The following is a 15215-nucleotide window of genomic DNA, read 5'->3' as shown; positions in this document are numbered from 1 at the left end:
ATCGGTTAAGGAACGGGCTGCAACAAGCGGATTGCGGGGACGAACCGATGCCGATCTACGAATACAAGGTGGTGCCTGCGCCCGTGAAGGGGCTGAAGGGCAAGGGAACCAAGGGCACGCAGGGGCGCTTTGCGCTCGCGCTCGAGACCCTGATGAACGAGCTGGGCGCTTCCGGGTGGGAATACCTGCGCGCAGACACCCTGCCCTGCGAGGAACGCTCGGGCCTGACGGGTTCGACGACCGCCTACCAGAACATGCTGGTGTTCCGCCGCGAGACCGGCGCCGCGCGCAGCGAGGCGGCCGCGCAATCCTGGGAGCCCGCGCCGCGCGCGCCGGCGCCTGCCGCTGCCCCGGCGCCCGCGGCCCCTGCTGCACCCGCGGCCCCCGCGACGCAGCAGGCGACCGAGGCGGCGGCCGCCGCGGCTGCGGCGCTCAGCGCCTACCGCGGCACGCCGCCCGCCGGCGCGGCGCCGAAGCTCGGCCCCGCGCGCGGCAGCGACGACGACGACGGCAGCGTGGCCGCGCAGTAGCCCCCGTTCAGGCGCTGATATCCAGCGCCAGCGCGTGGATGCGCCCGATCAGCTCCGGCCCGAGCGCGGCATGGACCGCGCGGTGCCGGGCCAGCCGGGACATGTCGGCAAAGCTGTCGGCGGCGATGCGGACGTTGAAGTGGCTCTCGCCGCCTTCCTGGTAGCCCGCGTGGCCCCTGTGTTTCTCGCTGTCGTCCACCACCTGCAGTTCGCGCGGCGAGAAGGCGGCGGTGAGCCGCTCGGCGATTTCATCGGCTACGGTCATTTTTCGGATTTCCCCCTGTTCGAAGCCCCATCGGAGAGATTAAACTCCTGCGTCCGAGTCGGAAAGAACTCCGGGCCGAGCGCAGGTGTTTCGAGAAAGGAGCAGTCCCCATGGCGAAACCAGATCCTTTTGGCTTCGACATTCGCGTCAAGAGCGACAAGCAGAAGCGGTCGCGCGGCAAGCGGGGGATGTCCGGCGCCTTCGAGACATCGAGACGGCAGTGCGAGCATCCGGGCTGTGAGGAGGCTGGCCAGTACCGGGCGCCGAAATCGCCGGATTCGCTGGATGACTATTACTGGTTCTGCAAGGACCACGTGCGCGAGTACAACCTGAAGTGGAACTTCTTCGACGGCACGACCGAGGAGGAATTCCAGGAGCAGATCGACAAGGACAAGGTCTGGGGCCGCGAGACCAAGCCGTTCCGGCAGTCCGCCGAGGAGCGGGCCTGGGCGCGGCTCGGGGTCGATGACGCACATCAGGTGCTGGGCGAGAACGCCACCCGCAATCCCGGCAAGTCGAGCGGCAGCGCCGGGCGTCGGCTGCCGCCCACGGAGCGGCGGGCGCTGGAGATCCTCGACGCCAAGGACACCTGGACCAAGGCCGAGGTGCGCAAGTCCTACAAGGCGCTGATCAAGGTGCTGCACCCGGACATGAACGGCGGCGACCGTTCCGACGAGGAGCGCCTGCAGGAGGTCGTCTGGGCCTGGGACCAGATCAAGGACAGCCGCAACTTCAAGTGAGCCCGCCCGCTTCGGGAGGACACGGCGGCCAGCCGTGGCCGGCGGTTCAGGTCGTGCTTGTCTGGCCGCGATGGCGCGCCGCGACGATGTGGGTCAGCAGCAACAGACCGACCCAGATGACGGCCAGCATCGGGTTGCGGTCGAAGGCCAGCGGCCCGGCCAGCGCGCTGGCGGCGACGGTCACGACCTCGCCGAGTTCAAAGCCTTCGGCCAGGAATTTCGGCACGCTCTTGATGATCCCGCCGAGCAGGCCGGCGAGCACGGTGGCCAGCACGCCGATCGCGAGCGACAGCATCCAGCCTGTCAGGCCCGGACGCCCGAACAGCCCCGCAAGGATCCAGCCGACGATGAACCCGCCCAGCGCCTGGGCGACCAGCTGGAAGGTGATCGCGCCGGCGAGCCCGGGCTGGGCGTCGGCCATGGCGGCGCGGTCCTGGAAGATGAAGGCCAGCACCAGCAGCCCCGAGATCACGGCCATCATCTGCGCCACCACCAGCCGCGGTGCGCGTCCAGGTTTCGAGGTATCGGTCATGCGATCACTGCCCCTTGTTCGTTCTTGCGCCCGGCGGGCGTCCCCAGGGTCAACTTGCCCGGAAACGGGGGCCAAGGAAAGGCCGCGGCGCGCAGTCAACGGCCGTGGTGCGCTTCGGCATCGGCGGGCGTCGCCTCGGCCCGGGCGCGCTCCAGCCGGGCGAGGCTATGGGCTTCGCGCCGCCGCAGGCGGAGGGCCGCGAAATGGACCGGGACGGAGACAGGCTGCAGGAGGGTTAGCATCAGGACTGCGGTGGCGAACGGGTCGGGGCTTCGGCAGGAGGCCCCGAGGGCATGGCAGGCCAGTTCCATCCAGGCACCGCCGGTCACCACCGGCGCGGCCAGGGTTCCGATGACAGGAAGCAGCAATGTGCCGGCGATCATGCTGCCGACGATGTAGACCGGCACCGAGACCAGCATGGTCTGCAGCAGTGCACCGGGCTGGCCTATGCGCGCCTGAAACAGCGCGCCCGCGCCCATGCCGCCGACAAGGCAAATAACCGCAATCAGCTTGCTGTGAGGCGCGAACCCCAAGTTGAAAAGCCGGACCGGCGAGGACAGGGCCACGGCCGCGAGGCCGATGATCAGGCAGATGCCGAGCTTCCGGTCCCTGGAGGTGGCTTCATGGTCGGCCTTCAGGTCTGCCAGTGGGTCGGGCTCTGTGCGGTCTGTCATCCGGGTCGGCCTCCTATAGGGTGTACTTTCTCCGAAGCATCGTTCCCGGGATGAATGTGGCACAGCCCGCGCATCGAGAATGGGAGTGCCGCTGTGGGCGGAACAAACGGGCGACAGGTCCGGACCATGGTGCCGACACGAGACCGGCCACCGGACGAACGCCGGTGAGTGCCCTGCCCGGTGTCACCGGAGCCCCGCGCGCGGCACGCGCGCGCCCGGCCCAACGGGAGGAGGCGCATCTGCGATGCGCCGACGACGGGCGGGAGGGCGCCGTCATTCGGCATGGCGACGCACCCGGCGGGCGAGGAGATGGAGGGGGATTGCGAGGACGAAGAGGGCAATCAGCGCTATAGCGATACTGTTTGGGGAGAGTGTCAGAAGTGCGTCACCGCCTCGTTGTTGCAGCACTTCCGGAAAGAGAATGTTCCATTGGCCAAAAAGAACAGCTGGCCCCAGAGCGGTTCCTAAGATCGGAATTGCGAAGAACCCTCCGATCAGCGCCCCGGTGACCGAGACAGGGATCGCGGCGGACAGGGCCCTTTTGACCCCGGGCCAACCCGGATGCCCGAACGACGCGGTCCACATGCGACCAGCGAGGTATCCGCCCAGCGCGGCACACCCCGGCCACCAGTAGATCAGCCGAAAGCTCATCGGCTCGTGCCGAAGTGAGAATAGGAAAGATGGGCACATCAGAATGACTGCCGCCACGGAGACCAGCCCGGCGATGCGTCGGCGGACCGGTGCCGGATCCCGCGCCGGGGATGCGGACCGGGCCGGTTCTTCGCTGTCGAAACCTGCATGATTGGCCATCGATCCGCGCTCCGATTATGTCGCCGGAAGGCTGCGCGTAACCCGCCCGGCGTCATCGGAGCCCCGCGCGCGGCACGCGCGCGCCCGGCCCAACGGGAGGAGGCGCATCTGCGATGCGTCGACGACGGGCGGGAGGGCGCCGTCACTCGGCATGGCGACGCACCCGGCGGGCGAGGAGATGGAGGGGGATTGTGAGGATGAAGAGGACGGCGAACGGGACGAGGAACGCCACGCCTTCCGTGTAGACATTCAACCCGTCTTCGGCAAAGGCGACCCAGCCGAGAAACATCAGAACCGTTCCGCCCAGTGCACCGGTCAGCATCAATGCGGTCGCAACGATGGGGCCCTCAAGGGCTCCGACCGCAAGGAGCGCAAGCCCACCGGACAGGGAACTGCCCAGAACAGCCAGCCCGGCGCTCCCGGCGAAGGCGCGCTTCCACCCGGTCCGTCCTGGTTGCCCCAGAAGGCTGCTGCCGATCCAGCCGGCGGCGTAACAGCCAAGGGCGCAGGCCACCGGCAAGCAGGCGTGCAGTGCGCGATCCGGATTCGTGCTCGGTTCCAGGAGCAGCTGGAACACCGGCAGGGCCATCACGAGCCCGGCCGCGGCGACCAGCGCGGCGATGCGGCGGCGGACCGGTGCCGGGGATGCGGACCGGACCGGCTCTTCGCCGTCGAAACCTGCGTGATTTGCCATCGGTGCGCGCCCCGTGAATTTCGCCGGAAGGCTGCCCGCCCCGCCCGGCCCATGCAACGCGGCGCGGGATCGCATGGCCACCCTTGCACCCCTGTCGGATATGGTGCATCCCGGGCAACGGTCGCGCTGCCCGGGCGCGGACGTGTTTGCGAGGAGCAGGATCATGGCAGCCACCACCGTCGACCCCAAAGCGAAACCCACCGAGGAAGTCTCTGTCCGGGACGTGTTCGGGATCGACACCGACATGGTGGTCAAGGGCTTTGCCGATGTGGCCGACCGGGTGCCGGAGATCGACCCGACCTACAAGTTCGACCCCGACACCACGCTGGCGATCCTTGCGGGCTTCAGCCACAACCGCCGGGTGATGATCCAGGGCTACCACGGCACCGGCAAGTCGACCCATATCGAGCAGGTCGCTGCCCGGCTGAACTGGCCCACCGCGCGGGTCAACCTCGACAGCCACATCAGCCGGATCGACCTGATCGGCAAGGACGCGATCAAGCTGCGCGACGGCAAGCAGGTGACGGAATTCCAGGAGGGCATCCTGCCCTGGGCGCTCCGGAACCCGGTGGCGATCGTCTTCGACGAATACGACGCCGGCCGCGCCGACGTGATGTTCGTGATCCAGCGGGTCCTGGAGCATGACGGCAAGCTCACGCTGCTGGACCAGAACGAGGTGATCACGCCGCATCCCTCGTTCCGGATGTTCGCCACCGCCAACACCGTGGGCCTGGGCGACACGACCGGCCTCTACCACGGCACCCAGCAGATCAACCAGGCGCAGATGGACCGTTGGTCCCTCGTCGCCACGCTGAACTACCTCAGCCACGACGCCGAGACGGCGATCGTCCTGAGCAAGGCGCCGACCTACAACACCGAGAAGGGCCGCAAGACGGTGAGCCAGATGGTGACCGTGGCCGACCTGACCCGGACCGCCTTCATGAACGGCGAGCTGTCGACGGTGATGAGCCCCCGGACGGTGATCAACTGGGCGCAGAACGCGATGATCTTCCGCTCGGTCGGCTATGCCTTCCGGCTGACCTTCCTCAACAAGTGCGACGAGCTGGAGCGGCAGACGGTGGCGGAGTTCTACCAGCGCTGCTTCGACGAGGAACTGCCCGAGAGCGCGGTGAGCACGGCGCTCGGCTGAGCCGCCCCGCCCGCGCGCGTCAGGACATCCGGGGCCGCGGGACATTTCTGAACAGATGACGGATCGGGCGCGGGCGGCGCCCGTTTTGCGTTCGCGGTGGCGGAGGACGCGGGGCGGCCTGTAGCGTGGGCGTCCCGCGCAGGATTGTTTTCATTTTGCCTTATTGTTGTGCGTTTTTTCGCGTGCAATGCTTTTGTTATGACCAGTTTGAAAACTCTTGTCTTTCCCGCGCTGTTCATCGGGATGATCGTCGGCCTCCCGCAGGGCGGTTCGGCGGCGGACGGGCGCGGGGCGGCGCCTGCGGGCGAGATGGTGCGGGTCTTTGCTTCCTGCGTCGGCCGGCTGTCGGCGGAGATGCAGCACCAGTGGCTGGTGTCCGACCCGAGGGCGGACCAGACGGAGGCGGAGCGCGCGGCGATGATCGACCTGCTCGAGGCGGCGATGCCGGAGGGCGCCGGGCGGCACGTTCTGCAGGAGCGGACGGCGGCGCGGCAGGCGCATTCGGCGCTGCTCAGCCAGGCGCTGTTTCACTCCGACCGGCAGCTGGCGGAATGGTCGCGGCGGCGGGCGGCCTCGGAGATCGGCTATTGCCGGGGGCTGGCGCTGTTCTGACAGGCAGCGCATCGGCGTTCCCCGACATGAGGTTTTCCTTCATTTCCAACCCGCAAGAGCCTATCTGTAGCGCATGAGTGAGATCGAGTTGAAGGTCGTCCTGGACGACGCCGGCGAAGCGCGCCTGCGGGCGCGGCTGGAGGATGTACGGCAGGGGGGACCGGCGCTGCGGCGGCAGTCCCTGCGGACGGTCTATCACGACACGCCGGATCACCGGCTGCGCAAGGCGGGCACGGCGTTGCGGCTGCGGCTGGAGGGCGAGACCTGGACCCAGACCGTGAAGGCGCGGGCCGCGATCACCGGCGGGCTGATGCGCACCGAGGAGGTGGACGCCCCTGCCCCCGACGGCCTTCTGGACCTCAACCGCATCACGGTGCCGGAGATCCGCGAGGAGATCCTGGCCGCGGTGGACGGGGCGGAGCTGTCGCCGGTCTGCGAGACCCGGATGGAGCGGACGTCCTGCGTGCTGCGCTCCGAGGGCGGGGCGCGGGTGGAACTGGCGATCGACTGCGGCGAGATCCTGGCCGGCGACCGGCGCGCGCCGTTCCGCGAGGCGGAGCTGGAGTTGCTGCAGGGCGATGTGAGCGCGCTCTACGATCTGGCGGGGCGGCTGTTTCCCGAGGGCGGGCTGCGGCTGTCGACCCTGCCGAAATCGGCGCGGGGCTACATGCTGGCGGAAACCGGCGAGATCGAACCCAAGCTTGCGCCGCGCAAGGCCCGCGAGGTGCCGCTGGCGCCGGAGATGACGGCCGAGGTCGCGGCGCGGGACGTGCTGCGGGAATGTTTCGAACAGATCACCACGAATATCGACGTGGTGCTGCACTCGCCGGCGCCGGAGGGGCCACACCAGCTCCGGATCGGGCTGCGGCGGCTGCGGGCGGCGATGGGCCTGTTCCGTCCGGTGATCGGCCATCCGGAGATGGCGCGGCTCGGCGCGCAGGCCAAGGCGCTTGGCGCGGCGGTGGGGGCGCTGCGCGACCTCGACGTGGTGATTGCCGACGTGATCGACCCGAGCGAGCGCGACCATGCCTCCGAGCCCGGCTTCGCGGTCTTGCGCGAGGCGGTGGAGGCGCGGCGCGATACCACGCGGGAGGCCCTGCGCCGGCATCTCCTGGGCGCCGAAGTCCAGGGGTTCCAGATCGCGCTGGCGCGGTTCATCGAGGCGCGGGGCTGGCTGGTGCCGAGCGACATCGAGCAGACCGCGCGGCTGGCGGCCCCGGTTGGCGAGCTTGCCGAGCGGGCGCTTGGCAAGCGGTGGAAATCGGTCCGCAAACATGCCCACGGGATCGACCACCTGACCATCGAGGAGCGGCACGAACTGCGCAAGGAGCTCAAGAAGCTGCGCTATTCGGTGGAGTTCATGGGGCCGCTCTACAAGCAGAAGGCTGTGACCGAATTCGTCAAGCGAATGAAGCGGTTGCAGACCGTCTTTGGCGAGCTGAACGACCTCGCGATGGCCGAGGAGATGCTCTGCGGGATCGACAGCCCCGGCGCGCGGAACCTTGCGGCGCAGCGGGCGGTGGGCTGGATCCTCGGCAACCGGGGCGCCCATGCGGAGCTGTCCTGGACCCACGCAAAGGAACTGTGGCAGGACCTCAAGGGCAAAGGCCCGTTCTGGGAGTGAGCGCCGCACGCGGGGGCCGGGTCAGCCGGTCAGTCCCGTTCGTGGTGAGACAGGCAAGGCCCTGTTGATTTCGGGCCGAGGCCGGTCGAACGCGCCGCCGGTCTCTCCGGCCGGCAGCGCGTCACGTTCACACCGTCCGGGCTCCCACGATCACATCTCTTCGAGCGACAGGATGTAGGCCGTCACGTGGCTGACGTTCTCGGGCATCATGAAGTCCCACATCGCGGGCATGCTGGTGTGGACCGGGAACATGATCCGGCTCCAGATCTGGTCCTCTCCCCAGTAGGCGGAGATCGCCTTGAAGCTCGGCGGCATCTGCTTGAAGGCCCCGTCGGCGCTCACGTCATGGCAGCGGGCGCAATATTGATCGGCAAGAAGTTTGCCCGCCTCCGCGTCGCCGGCGCTCTGCGCAAGTCCGGCCCCGGCCCAGAGTGCCAGGATCGTTGTCAGGATAATGCGTTTCATCGTTTCCCCTCCCTGTTTTGCATCCCATAAATTCCCTTACGTCAATTGCCCGCGTGCCGCCTTGATGCCGGTCAATGCGCCCCCCGATCCGGGGCCGGTGATTTTTTCACGCCGTGCATGGCACCCGGGCGAAATCCATCCTAGGTTGCCGGGGATTGATCCAGATGCCCCCGGGGGAGCCATGGCCCAGCAAGACAACCCTGCCGATCCCTTCAAGAAGGCGCTGAGCGAGGCGACCCGGGTGATCGCCGACGACCCCGACCTGGGCGTCGTGTTCACCGTCGATCCGCCGGGCATGACCGCCGACCAGGTGCGGCTGCCGCAGGTGAGCCGGCGGCTGACAAAGGAGGAGGTGCTGCTGGCGCGCGGCACGGCGGATGCCTTTGCGCTGCGGCGCAAGTATCACGATCCCGGCGTCCACCAGCGCTACCTGCCCTCGGGCCAGATGGCGCTCGACCTTTACGAGGCGATGGAGACGGCGCGCTGCGAGGCGCTCGGGGCGCGGACCATGCCGGGCACGGCCGGCAACATCGACGCCAAGATCAACCACGAGGCGGTGCGGCGCGGCTATGGCCAGATCAGCAACCCGAGCGAGGCGCCGCTGGCGGTGGCGGCGGGCTACATGATCCGGGCGCTGGCCACGGGCCGGGAGCTGCCGGAGGCGGCGCAGAACGTGCTCGACCTGTGGCGCGACCACCTGGAGGGCTCGGCCTCGGAGACGCTGCCGGACCTCGAGTCCTGCCTCGACGACCAGGCGGCCTTTGCCAAGTTCGCGCGCCAGGTGATCGAGGATCTGGGCTACGGCGACCAGCTGGGCGAGGACCCCGACGAGGTCGACGAGGAGGAGAGCTCCGAGGAGGCCGAGCAGGATCCCGACGAGCCGGAGAGCACCGGTCAGGAGGACGAGGAAGGCCGCCAGGACGAGGAGAGCCAGCCCGAGGAGGACCAGGAGACCACCGACGATCCGTCGGAGGCGCAGGTCTCGATGGACGATTCGGCGGAATCGGACATGGGTGAGGAGACCGAGCTGCCCGAGGGCGAGGCGCCGCTGGAGCCCCCTGCCCCGGCGCCGGTCTCGGAGGCGGACCCGGGCTACAAGGTCTTTACCACCGAGTTCGACGAGATCATCGAGGCGACCGAACTGGCGGAGCCGGCGGAGCTGGAGCGGCTGCGGGCCTATCTCGACCAGCAGCTCGAGCCGCTGAAGGGCGCGGTGAGCCGGCTGGCCAACAAGCTGCAGCGCCGGCTGCAGGCGCAGCAGAACCGGAGCTGGGAGTTCGACCTGGAGGAAGGCATCCTGGACGCCGGGCGGCTGGCCCGCGTGGTGGCCAACCCGACGACGCCGCTCTCGTTCAAGGTCGAGAAGGACACCGAGTTCCGCGACACGGTGGTGACGCTGCTGCTGGACAATTCGGGCTCCATGCGCGGCCGGCCGATCTCGATCGCCGCGATCTGCGCCGACGTGCTGGCGCGGACGCTGGAGCGGTGCTCGGTCAAGGTGGAGATCCTCGGCTTCACCACCCGGCTGTGGAAGGGCGGGCAGAGCCGGGAGCGCTGGCTCAAGGAGGGCCGGATGCAGATCCCCGGCCGGCTCAACGACCTGCGCCATATCATCTACAAGTCGGCGGACGCGCCCTGGCGGCGCTCGCGCGACAATCTCGGGCTGATGATGAAGGAAGGGCTGCTCAAGGAGAACATCGACGGCGAGGCGCTGGAATGGGCGCACAAGCGGATGGTGGGGCGGCCCGAGGCGCGCAAGATCCTGATGGTGATCTCGGACGGGGCGCCGGTGGACGACAGCACGCTGTCGGTGAACCCGGCGAACTACCTGGAGAAGCACCTGCGGGATGTGATCGCGATGATCGAGCGGCGGCGGCAGGTCGAGCTGATCGCCATCGGCATCGGCCACGACGTGACGCGCTATTACGACCGGGCAGTGACGATCACCGATGTCGAGCAGCTGGCCGGCGCGATGACCGAGCAGCTGGCGGCCTTGTTCGACAACGACCCGCGGGCGCGGGCGCGGTTTCTCGGCATGAGGAAGGCCGGCTGACGGCAGGATTGGACCCGGCGGCGGGGCGCGCCTGCGGCGCGTGCCTCCGGCGGGGATTTTATTGGACAGATGAGGACGGGGGCCGGAATGGATCAGCCGGGGTTTCAGGAATTCGCGGTGACGACGCGTCCGGAGGACGGGCCGGCGCGGCTGGCGGCGTTGCGGGCGAAGCTGGCGGAGATCGGGCTCGACGGGTTCCTGGTGCCGCGGGCGGATGCCTTTCAGGGCGAATACGTGGCGCCGCATGACGAGCGGCTGGCCTGGCTGACCGGTTTCACCGGCTCGGCGGGCTTCTGCGCCGTGCTGCCTTCGGTCGCCGGCGTATTCATCGACGGGCGCTACACGGTGCAGGTGCGCGCGCAGGTCGACCTGGAGCATTTCACGCCGGTCGGCTGGCCGAAGGTTCAGCTCGGCGACTGGCTGGTCGAGCAGATGCCGGAGGGCGGGCGGATCGGCTTCGATCCGCGGCTGCACACGGTCGAGGCGGTCGAGGCGCTGGCCCGCAAGGGAGCGCCGCAGGGCATCGAGCTGGTGGCGGTGGAGAACCCGGTCGACGCGATCTGGGAGGACCAGCCGGCCCCGCCGGTGGGGCCGATCTCGGTGCATCCGCTGGAGCAGGCCGGCGAGGCGCATGACGCGAAGCGGGCGCGGCTGGCGGAGCAGCTGGAGCGCAAGGGCGAGCGGGCGGCGGTGATCTCGCTGCCGGATTCGGTGGCCTGGCTGCTGAACATCCGGGGCAGCGACATCGTCCGCAACCCGGTGCCCCATGCGGTGGCGATCCTGCATGACGACGGGCGGGTGGCGCTGTTCTGCGATCCTGCCAAGCTCACGGACGAGGTGCGGGCGCACCTGGGCGAGGCGGTCGAGTGCCGCCCAGAGGCGGCGCTGCCGGAGGCGCTGGCGGCTCTGGAGGGACCGGTGCGGCTCGACCGGAGCAGCGCCTCGGTCTGGCTCAAGGCGCAGCTCGGCGAGACCGAGGTGGTGCTGGGGAGCGATCCCTGCGTGCTGCCGAAGGCGCGCAAGAACCCGGCCGAGATCGCGGGGATGCGGGCGGCGCATCTGCGCGACGGGGCGGCGATGTGCCGGTTCCTGTGCTGGCTCGACGCCGAGGCGCCGACGGGCAGGCTGACCGAGATCGACGTGGTGAAGCGACTGGAGCAGGAGCGCCGGCGCGATCCGATGCTGCGCGACATCAGCTTCGAGACCATCGCCGGCAGCGGGCCGAACGGGGCAATCGTGCATTACCGGGTGAGCGACGCGAGCAACCGGCCGGTCACGCCGGGGGAGATCCTGCTGGTGGATTCGGGCGGGCAATATGCCGACGGCACCACAGACATCACCCGCACCATCGCCACAGGCCCCGTGACCGCCGAACAGAAGGCCTGTTTCACGCGGGTCCTGCAGGGGATGATCGCGGTCTCGGCGCAGCGCTGGCCGGTGGGGCTGACCGGGCGGGACCTCGATGCGCTGGCGCGGGCACCGCTGTGGCGGGCCGGGCAGGATTACGACCACGGCACCGGGCACGGCGTCGGCGCCTACCTGTCGGTGCACGAGGGGCCGCAGCGGATCTCGCGGCAGACAGACGTGGTGCTGGAGCCCGGCATGGTCCTGTCGAACGAGCCCGGCTACTACCGCGAGGGGGCGTTCGGCATCCGGATCGAGAACCTGGTCCACATCACCGAGGCCCCCGCCCTGCCCGGCGGCGACGCCGGGCGCGAGATGCTGGCCTTCGAGACGCTGACCTGGGTGCCGATCGACCGGCGGCTGATCGATGTGGCGTTGCTCGGCGAGGTGGAGCGCGGCTGGCTCGACGCCTATCACGCCGAGACGTTGCGGCGTATCCGGCCCCTGCTCGATAATGACGCGGCACAGTGGCTGGACGCGACAACCGCGCCCTTGTAGCTTTAGGCGCTAACAATCATTTTTCATGCAAGTTTCACATCCGCCGCCCATTAGGAGTTGGCGCACCACTCAGAGGGACCGCAATGGTTGACCATATCAAGATCCGCAAGGCGGACGGCACGTGGACCGTCCGCGCCGGCGGCGCCGTGCTGGCAGAGAGCATGAACGCGCTCGAGCTCGTCGAGGGCGACAGCGCCCCCGTCATCTACTTCCCGCGCACCGACATCGCGATGGCCTTTCTCGAGCCGACCGAGGAGCTGACCCGCTCGCCCCGCATGGGCGCGGCGCGCTACTTCTCCATCGAGACCAAGAGCCGGACGCTGGAAAATGCCGCCTGGTCCTACGAGGCCCCGGTGGAAGGGATGGACCGGATCAAGGATCACATCGCCTTCTACACCAGCAGCGACGAGATCGCCGTCGAGCGCATCTGAGGCGCTGCCCGGCCGTGGCCTGCCCTTGGGGAGGGGCGAGGCGCGGCCTGACCCATCTCAAGGAGCGGCAACGCTCCGGGTGCTATCCTTCCGACACGGGCGCTCCGCCCTGATGGCCGGGCGCTGTCGAGGGAGGAGGACACGCCATGAAAAACACCCTGTTTCGGATGACAGGCGCAGCGCTGGCCGTGGGGCTTGCGCTGACCACGGCGGGCGGCCCCGTCGCGGCCGAGGAAACGCTTGTGGGAACCAATGTCGACAGCCGCGTGGTGCTGGGCTTTGCAGCCCCCGAGGCGGCGGTCGAGGAATGGCTGCCGGACGGCTACGGGCTGGTCACGTTGCCGCGCGGGCCGATGGCGGGGACCAACGTGCTGCTGGTGCTGATCGACCGGCATCTCCGGCTCGAGGCGGACGGCACGCCGGCCGAGCCCTTCGCGGCCCGCGAAGCCGTGTTGGCCAGCTTTGCCATGGCCGAGGGCGGCAAGCCTCAGCTCTTCGCGACGCGGATCTATGCGACCGATGCTACACACGACCCGTTCGGCATCTCGGTGGCGGCCACGATCGGACGCAAGAGCGGCCTTGACGGGTCGGAGGGCGAAAGCCGCGTGCGGTCGGAGGACTGGGTGATCGCCCCCGAAGGCGGCGGCCAGATATCCGTGCGCTATTCCCATGTCGCGGGCATGCCGGTCTGGTCGGAGGGCAAGAGCACGGCCTTTTCGGCGACCACGCCCACGTTCCACCGGATCTTCCACTACCGCCAACTCGATGACGTGGCGATGAGCGAGGGTCTCGGCAAGACGCTCGACGGCACGGTCGAGATCAGCATCGACGTGCCGGAACTGGCCGACATGTTCGACGGCAGCGAGCGCCTGGTGGCGATCATCAGCCGGCCGGTCTACGAGCGGCAAGTGTTCGCGCCCGGGGAGTAACGCCTTGCGACTTCAGAGAGCGCTCCGGGGCCTTGTGCGGTGCCGCGGCGGGCGGGGTCAGGAATGCTCCTCGGCCGCGGTTTCGGCCAGCGCGCGGTTGTAGGCCTTGAGCGCATCGACCTGGAAGAGCGCGCCGAGCAGTTCCGGCGCGCCCTTGGTCTTTGCCGCGGCGACGACCGGCAGGAAGGGCTGGCCGGTGTCGTCGAACATCGGCAGGGCCACTTCCAGCGTGGTGTCGGGGGTGATCGAGATGCCCTTCTCGATCAGCTCGCGGCAGGCGGCTTCGGGAGCGGCGCGGGGGCTGTCCTTTGAGCGCATGATCACCGCGGCAGAGTAGATCGAGAGCAGGTAGGCCTGCGGACCGGCGGCGAGGTGCACGTCGCGATGCTCGAGTTGGGTGAGGAAGAAGGAGCGGTCGACCAGCCGGCTGGCCAGCGCGGTCGAGAGCGAGACGGCGACCATCACGGCGAGGCCGGTCTGCCAGTCGCCGGTCAGTTCGAAGACGATGAGCGTGGTCGAGATCGGCGCGCCGAGCACCGCGGCGGCGACCGCCCCCATGCCGGCCAGCGCGTAGAGCTCGCCCGAGCCGGAATATTGCGGGACCAGCGAGGTGGCGACATAGCCGAAGGCGAGCCCGGTCAGCGCGCCGACCATGAGCGAGGGCGAGAACACGCCGCCGCCCATGCGCCCGGCCATGGTGATCGCCACGGCGACGACCTTGAGGATCGCCAGCACGAGGGCTTCGTGGAACAGCAGCTCGCTGCGCAGCGCCGCGCTCGTCGTCTCGTAGCCGACGCCGATGATATGCGGGAAGGCGATGGCGAGCGCTCCGAGCAGGACCCCGGCGAGCGCCGGGCGCAGCACGGCCGGGATGCCGCGGCGGGCCTGCAGGTGGCTCGCGAATTCGTCGGCGAAGAAGATCGCCCGCATCAGCACCACCGCCACGACCCCGCAGAGCAGCCCGAGCAGCAGGAAGGCCGGCAGTTCGACGTAGAAGGTGAGCGAGGTCGAGGGGTTCAGGGTGAACTCGGTAACGTCGCCGAAGACCATGCGGCTGACCACGGTGCCCGCGACCGAGGCAATCGCGATCGGGGCGAAGGCATGGACCGCGAAGTGGCGCAGCACCACCTCGAGGGCGAAGAGTGCGCCGGCGATGGGGGCGTTGAACGAGGCCGAGACCGCGGCGGCGACGGCGCAGCCCAGCAGGTCGCGCCCGGTGATCGCGTCGGCCCGGAGGCGTTCGCAGACCCAGGTCGAGACCACGCCGGCGAGGTGGACGACGGGCCCCTCGCGCCCGGAGGAGCCGCCCGAGGAGAGGGTGATGAGCGAGGCCGCCGCCGAGGCGAGGCCGGCCCGCATCTCTACCCTGCCCTTGTGCAGGGCCGCGTCCTCGATCACGTCGGCCACCGAGCGCACGCGGCCATCGGGGGTGAAGCGGTTGAGGATCAGCCCGACGGTGAGGCCGCCGAGCACCGGCAGCGCCATCAGCCACCACCAGGGCAGCGTGCGGGCGTGGGAATGGATGTGGCGGACATCGGGGGCGGCGTAGAGCAGGCCCTGGAGCCAGGTGATGCCCTCGCGGAAGGCCACGGCGGCGGCACCGGCGACGATGCCGACAGCGAGCGCGATGAACCAGAACTGGATCTGGCTCGGCCCCTGGCGGAGCAGCAGCTGCCAGCCCTGCTCGAGGCCGTCGCGGCTTTCCTGGATCTGCCGCCGGATCAGGTCGAGTGTGCGTTCGCTCAAGGCGCCTTGTTCCGTGGCTGGACGTGGCTCGGGTCGGGGCCGGCGCCGGCGGCGGGAC

Annotated in this window: 16 protein-coding genes; 9 read left to right on the top strand and 7 right to left on the bottom strand. The window is 69.3% G+C overall.

Going from position 1 to position 15215, the window contains the following annotated elements; all coding sequences use genetic code 11:
* Positions 1 to 47: 47 nt before the first annotated feature.
* The gene (locus CHB86_RS09005; protein ID WP_089232707.1) at positions 48 to 530 is read left to right on the top strand and encodes a DUF4177 domain-containing protein; all 483 of its coding nucleotides are present in this window, start codon (positions 48 to 50) and stop codon (positions 528 to 530) included.
* 7 nt (positions 531 to 537) lie between these two features.
* Here CHB86_RS09005 and CHB86_RS09000 read toward each other — a convergent pair whose 3' ends face one another.
* Positions 538 to 795, bottom strand: coding sequence for a BolA family protein (locus tag CHB86_RS09000; RefSeq protein WP_089232706.1), 258 nt, complete (start codon positions 793 to 795; stop codon positions 538 to 540).
* A 110-nt stretch (positions 796 to 905) separates the two neighbouring features.
* On the opposite strand from CHB86_RS09000, the gene CHB86_RS08995 reads away from it, so the two are divergent.
* Positions 906 to 1535, top strand: coding sequence for a J domain-containing protein (locus CHB86_RS08995; protein ID WP_089232705.1), 630 nt, complete (start codon positions 906 to 908; stop codon positions 1533 to 1535).
* Between the two features lie 46 nt (positions 1536 to 1581).
* Here CHB86_RS08995 and CHB86_RS08990 read toward each other — a convergent pair whose 3' ends face one another.
* The 4 genes from CHB86_RS08990 to CHB86_RS08975 all read right to left on the bottom strand — a co-directional run bounded on the left by CHB86_RS08990 (position 1582) and on the right by CHB86_RS08975 (position 4245).
* Positions 1582 to 2067 (bottom strand): hypothetical protein, encoded by a 486-nt coding sequence (locus tag CHB86_RS08990; RefSeq protein WP_089232704.1) that lies wholly within the window; start codon positions 2065 to 2067, stop codon positions 1582 to 1584.
* Between the two features lie 95 nt (positions 2068 to 2162).
* Positions 2163 to 2741: a hypothetical protein gene (locus tag CHB86_RS08985; protein WP_089232703.1), complete on the bottom strand. Its 579-nt coding sequence runs from the start codon at positions 2739 to 2741 to the stop codon at positions 2163 to 2165.
* Positions 2742 to 3014: 273 nt separating this feature from the next.
* Complete coding sequence (locus CHB86_RS24170; RefSeq protein WP_141134858.1) at positions 3015 to 3551, bottom strand: hypothetical protein; 537 nt, start codon at positions 3549 to 3551, stop codon at positions 3015 to 3017.
* A gap of 142 nt (positions 3552 to 3693) precedes the next feature.
* Positions 3694 to 4245, bottom strand: a complete 552-nt coding sequence (locus CHB86_RS08975; protein WP_089232701.1) for a hypothetical protein — start codon at positions 4243 to 4245, stop codon at positions 3694 to 3696.
* A 163-nt stretch (positions 4246 to 4408) separates the two neighbouring features.
* Between CHB86_RS08975 and cobS the strand changes: the two genes are divergently transcribed.
* The 3 genes from cobS (at position 4409) to CHB86_RS08960 (ending at position 7631) form a co-directional block, all read left to right on the top strand.
* The gene (cobS, locus tag CHB86_RS08970; protein WP_089232700.1) at positions 4409 to 5395 is read left to right on the top strand and encodes a cobaltochelatase subunit CobS; all 987 of its coding nucleotides are present in this window, start codon (positions 4409 to 4411) and stop codon (positions 5393 to 5395) included.
* Positions 5396 to 5593: 198 nt separating this feature from the next.
* Positions 5594 to 6007: a hypothetical protein gene (locus CHB86_RS08965; RefSeq protein ID WP_089232699.1), complete on the top strand. Its 414-nt coding sequence runs from the start codon at positions 5594 to 5596 to the stop codon at positions 6005 to 6007.
* 73 nt (positions 6008 to 6080) lie between these two features.
* Positions 6081 to 7631, top strand: coding sequence for a CYTH and CHAD domain-containing protein (locus tag CHB86_RS08960; protein WP_089232698.1), 1551 nt, complete (start codon positions 6081 to 6083; stop codon positions 7629 to 7631).
* Positions 7632 to 7781: 150 nt separating this feature from the next.
* On the opposite strand, the gene CHB86_RS08955 is transcribed toward CHB86_RS08960, so the two are convergent.
* On the bottom strand, positions 7782 to 8096 hold the full coding sequence (locus CHB86_RS08955; protein ID WP_089232697.1) for a c-type cytochrome: 315 nt from the start codon (positions 8094 to 8096) through the stop codon (positions 7782 to 7784).
* A 181-nt stretch (positions 8097 to 8277) separates the two neighbouring features.
* Here CHB86_RS08955 and cobT point away from each other — a divergent pair, with 181 nt between their 5' ends.
* The 4 genes from cobT (at position 8278) to CHB86_RS08935 (ending at position 13411) form a co-directional block, all read left to right on the top strand.
* On the top strand, positions 8278 to 10149 hold the full coding sequence (cobT, locus tag CHB86_RS08950) for a cobaltochelatase subunit CobT (RefSeq protein WP_089232696.1): 1872 nt from the start codon (positions 8278 to 8280) through the stop codon (positions 10147 to 10149).
* Between the two features lie 87 nt (positions 10150 to 10236).
* Positions 10237 to 12051, top strand: a complete 1815-nt coding sequence (locus CHB86_RS08945; protein ID WP_089232695.1) for an aminopeptidase P family protein — start codon at positions 10237 to 10239, stop codon at positions 12049 to 12051.
* A gap of 83 nt (positions 12052 to 12134) precedes the next feature.
* On the top strand, positions 12135 to 12482 hold the full coding sequence (locus CHB86_RS08940) for a DUF427 domain-containing protein (protein WP_089232694.1): 348 nt from the start codon (positions 12135 to 12137) through the stop codon (positions 12480 to 12482).
* A gap of 146 nt (positions 12483 to 12628) precedes the next feature.
* A complete protein-coding gene (locus CHB86_RS08935; protein WP_089232693.1) occupies positions 12629 to 13411 on the top strand; it encodes a hypothetical protein in 783 nt (260 codons plus the stop codon).
* Between the two features lie 57 nt (positions 13412 to 13468).
* On the opposite strand, the gene CHB86_RS08930 is transcribed toward CHB86_RS08935, so the two are convergent.
* Positions 13469 to 15157 (bottom strand): chloride channel protein, encoded by a 1689-nt coding sequence (locus tag CHB86_RS08930; RefSeq protein ID WP_425445416.1) that lies wholly within the window; start codon positions 15155 to 15157, stop codon positions 13469 to 13471.
* Positions 15158 to 15215: the final 58 nt, after the last annotated feature.

This window comes from Tropicimonas sediminicola, from assembly GCF_900188335.1.
In the GTDB taxonomy this organism is placed as follows: domain Bacteria; phylum Pseudomonadota; class Alphaproteobacteria; order Rhodobacterales; family Rhodobacteraceae; genus Tropicimonas; species Tropicimonas sediminicola.
Note: the sequence above shows the minus strand (reverse complement) of the source record. Positions and strands in the feature narration are given on the sequence as shown.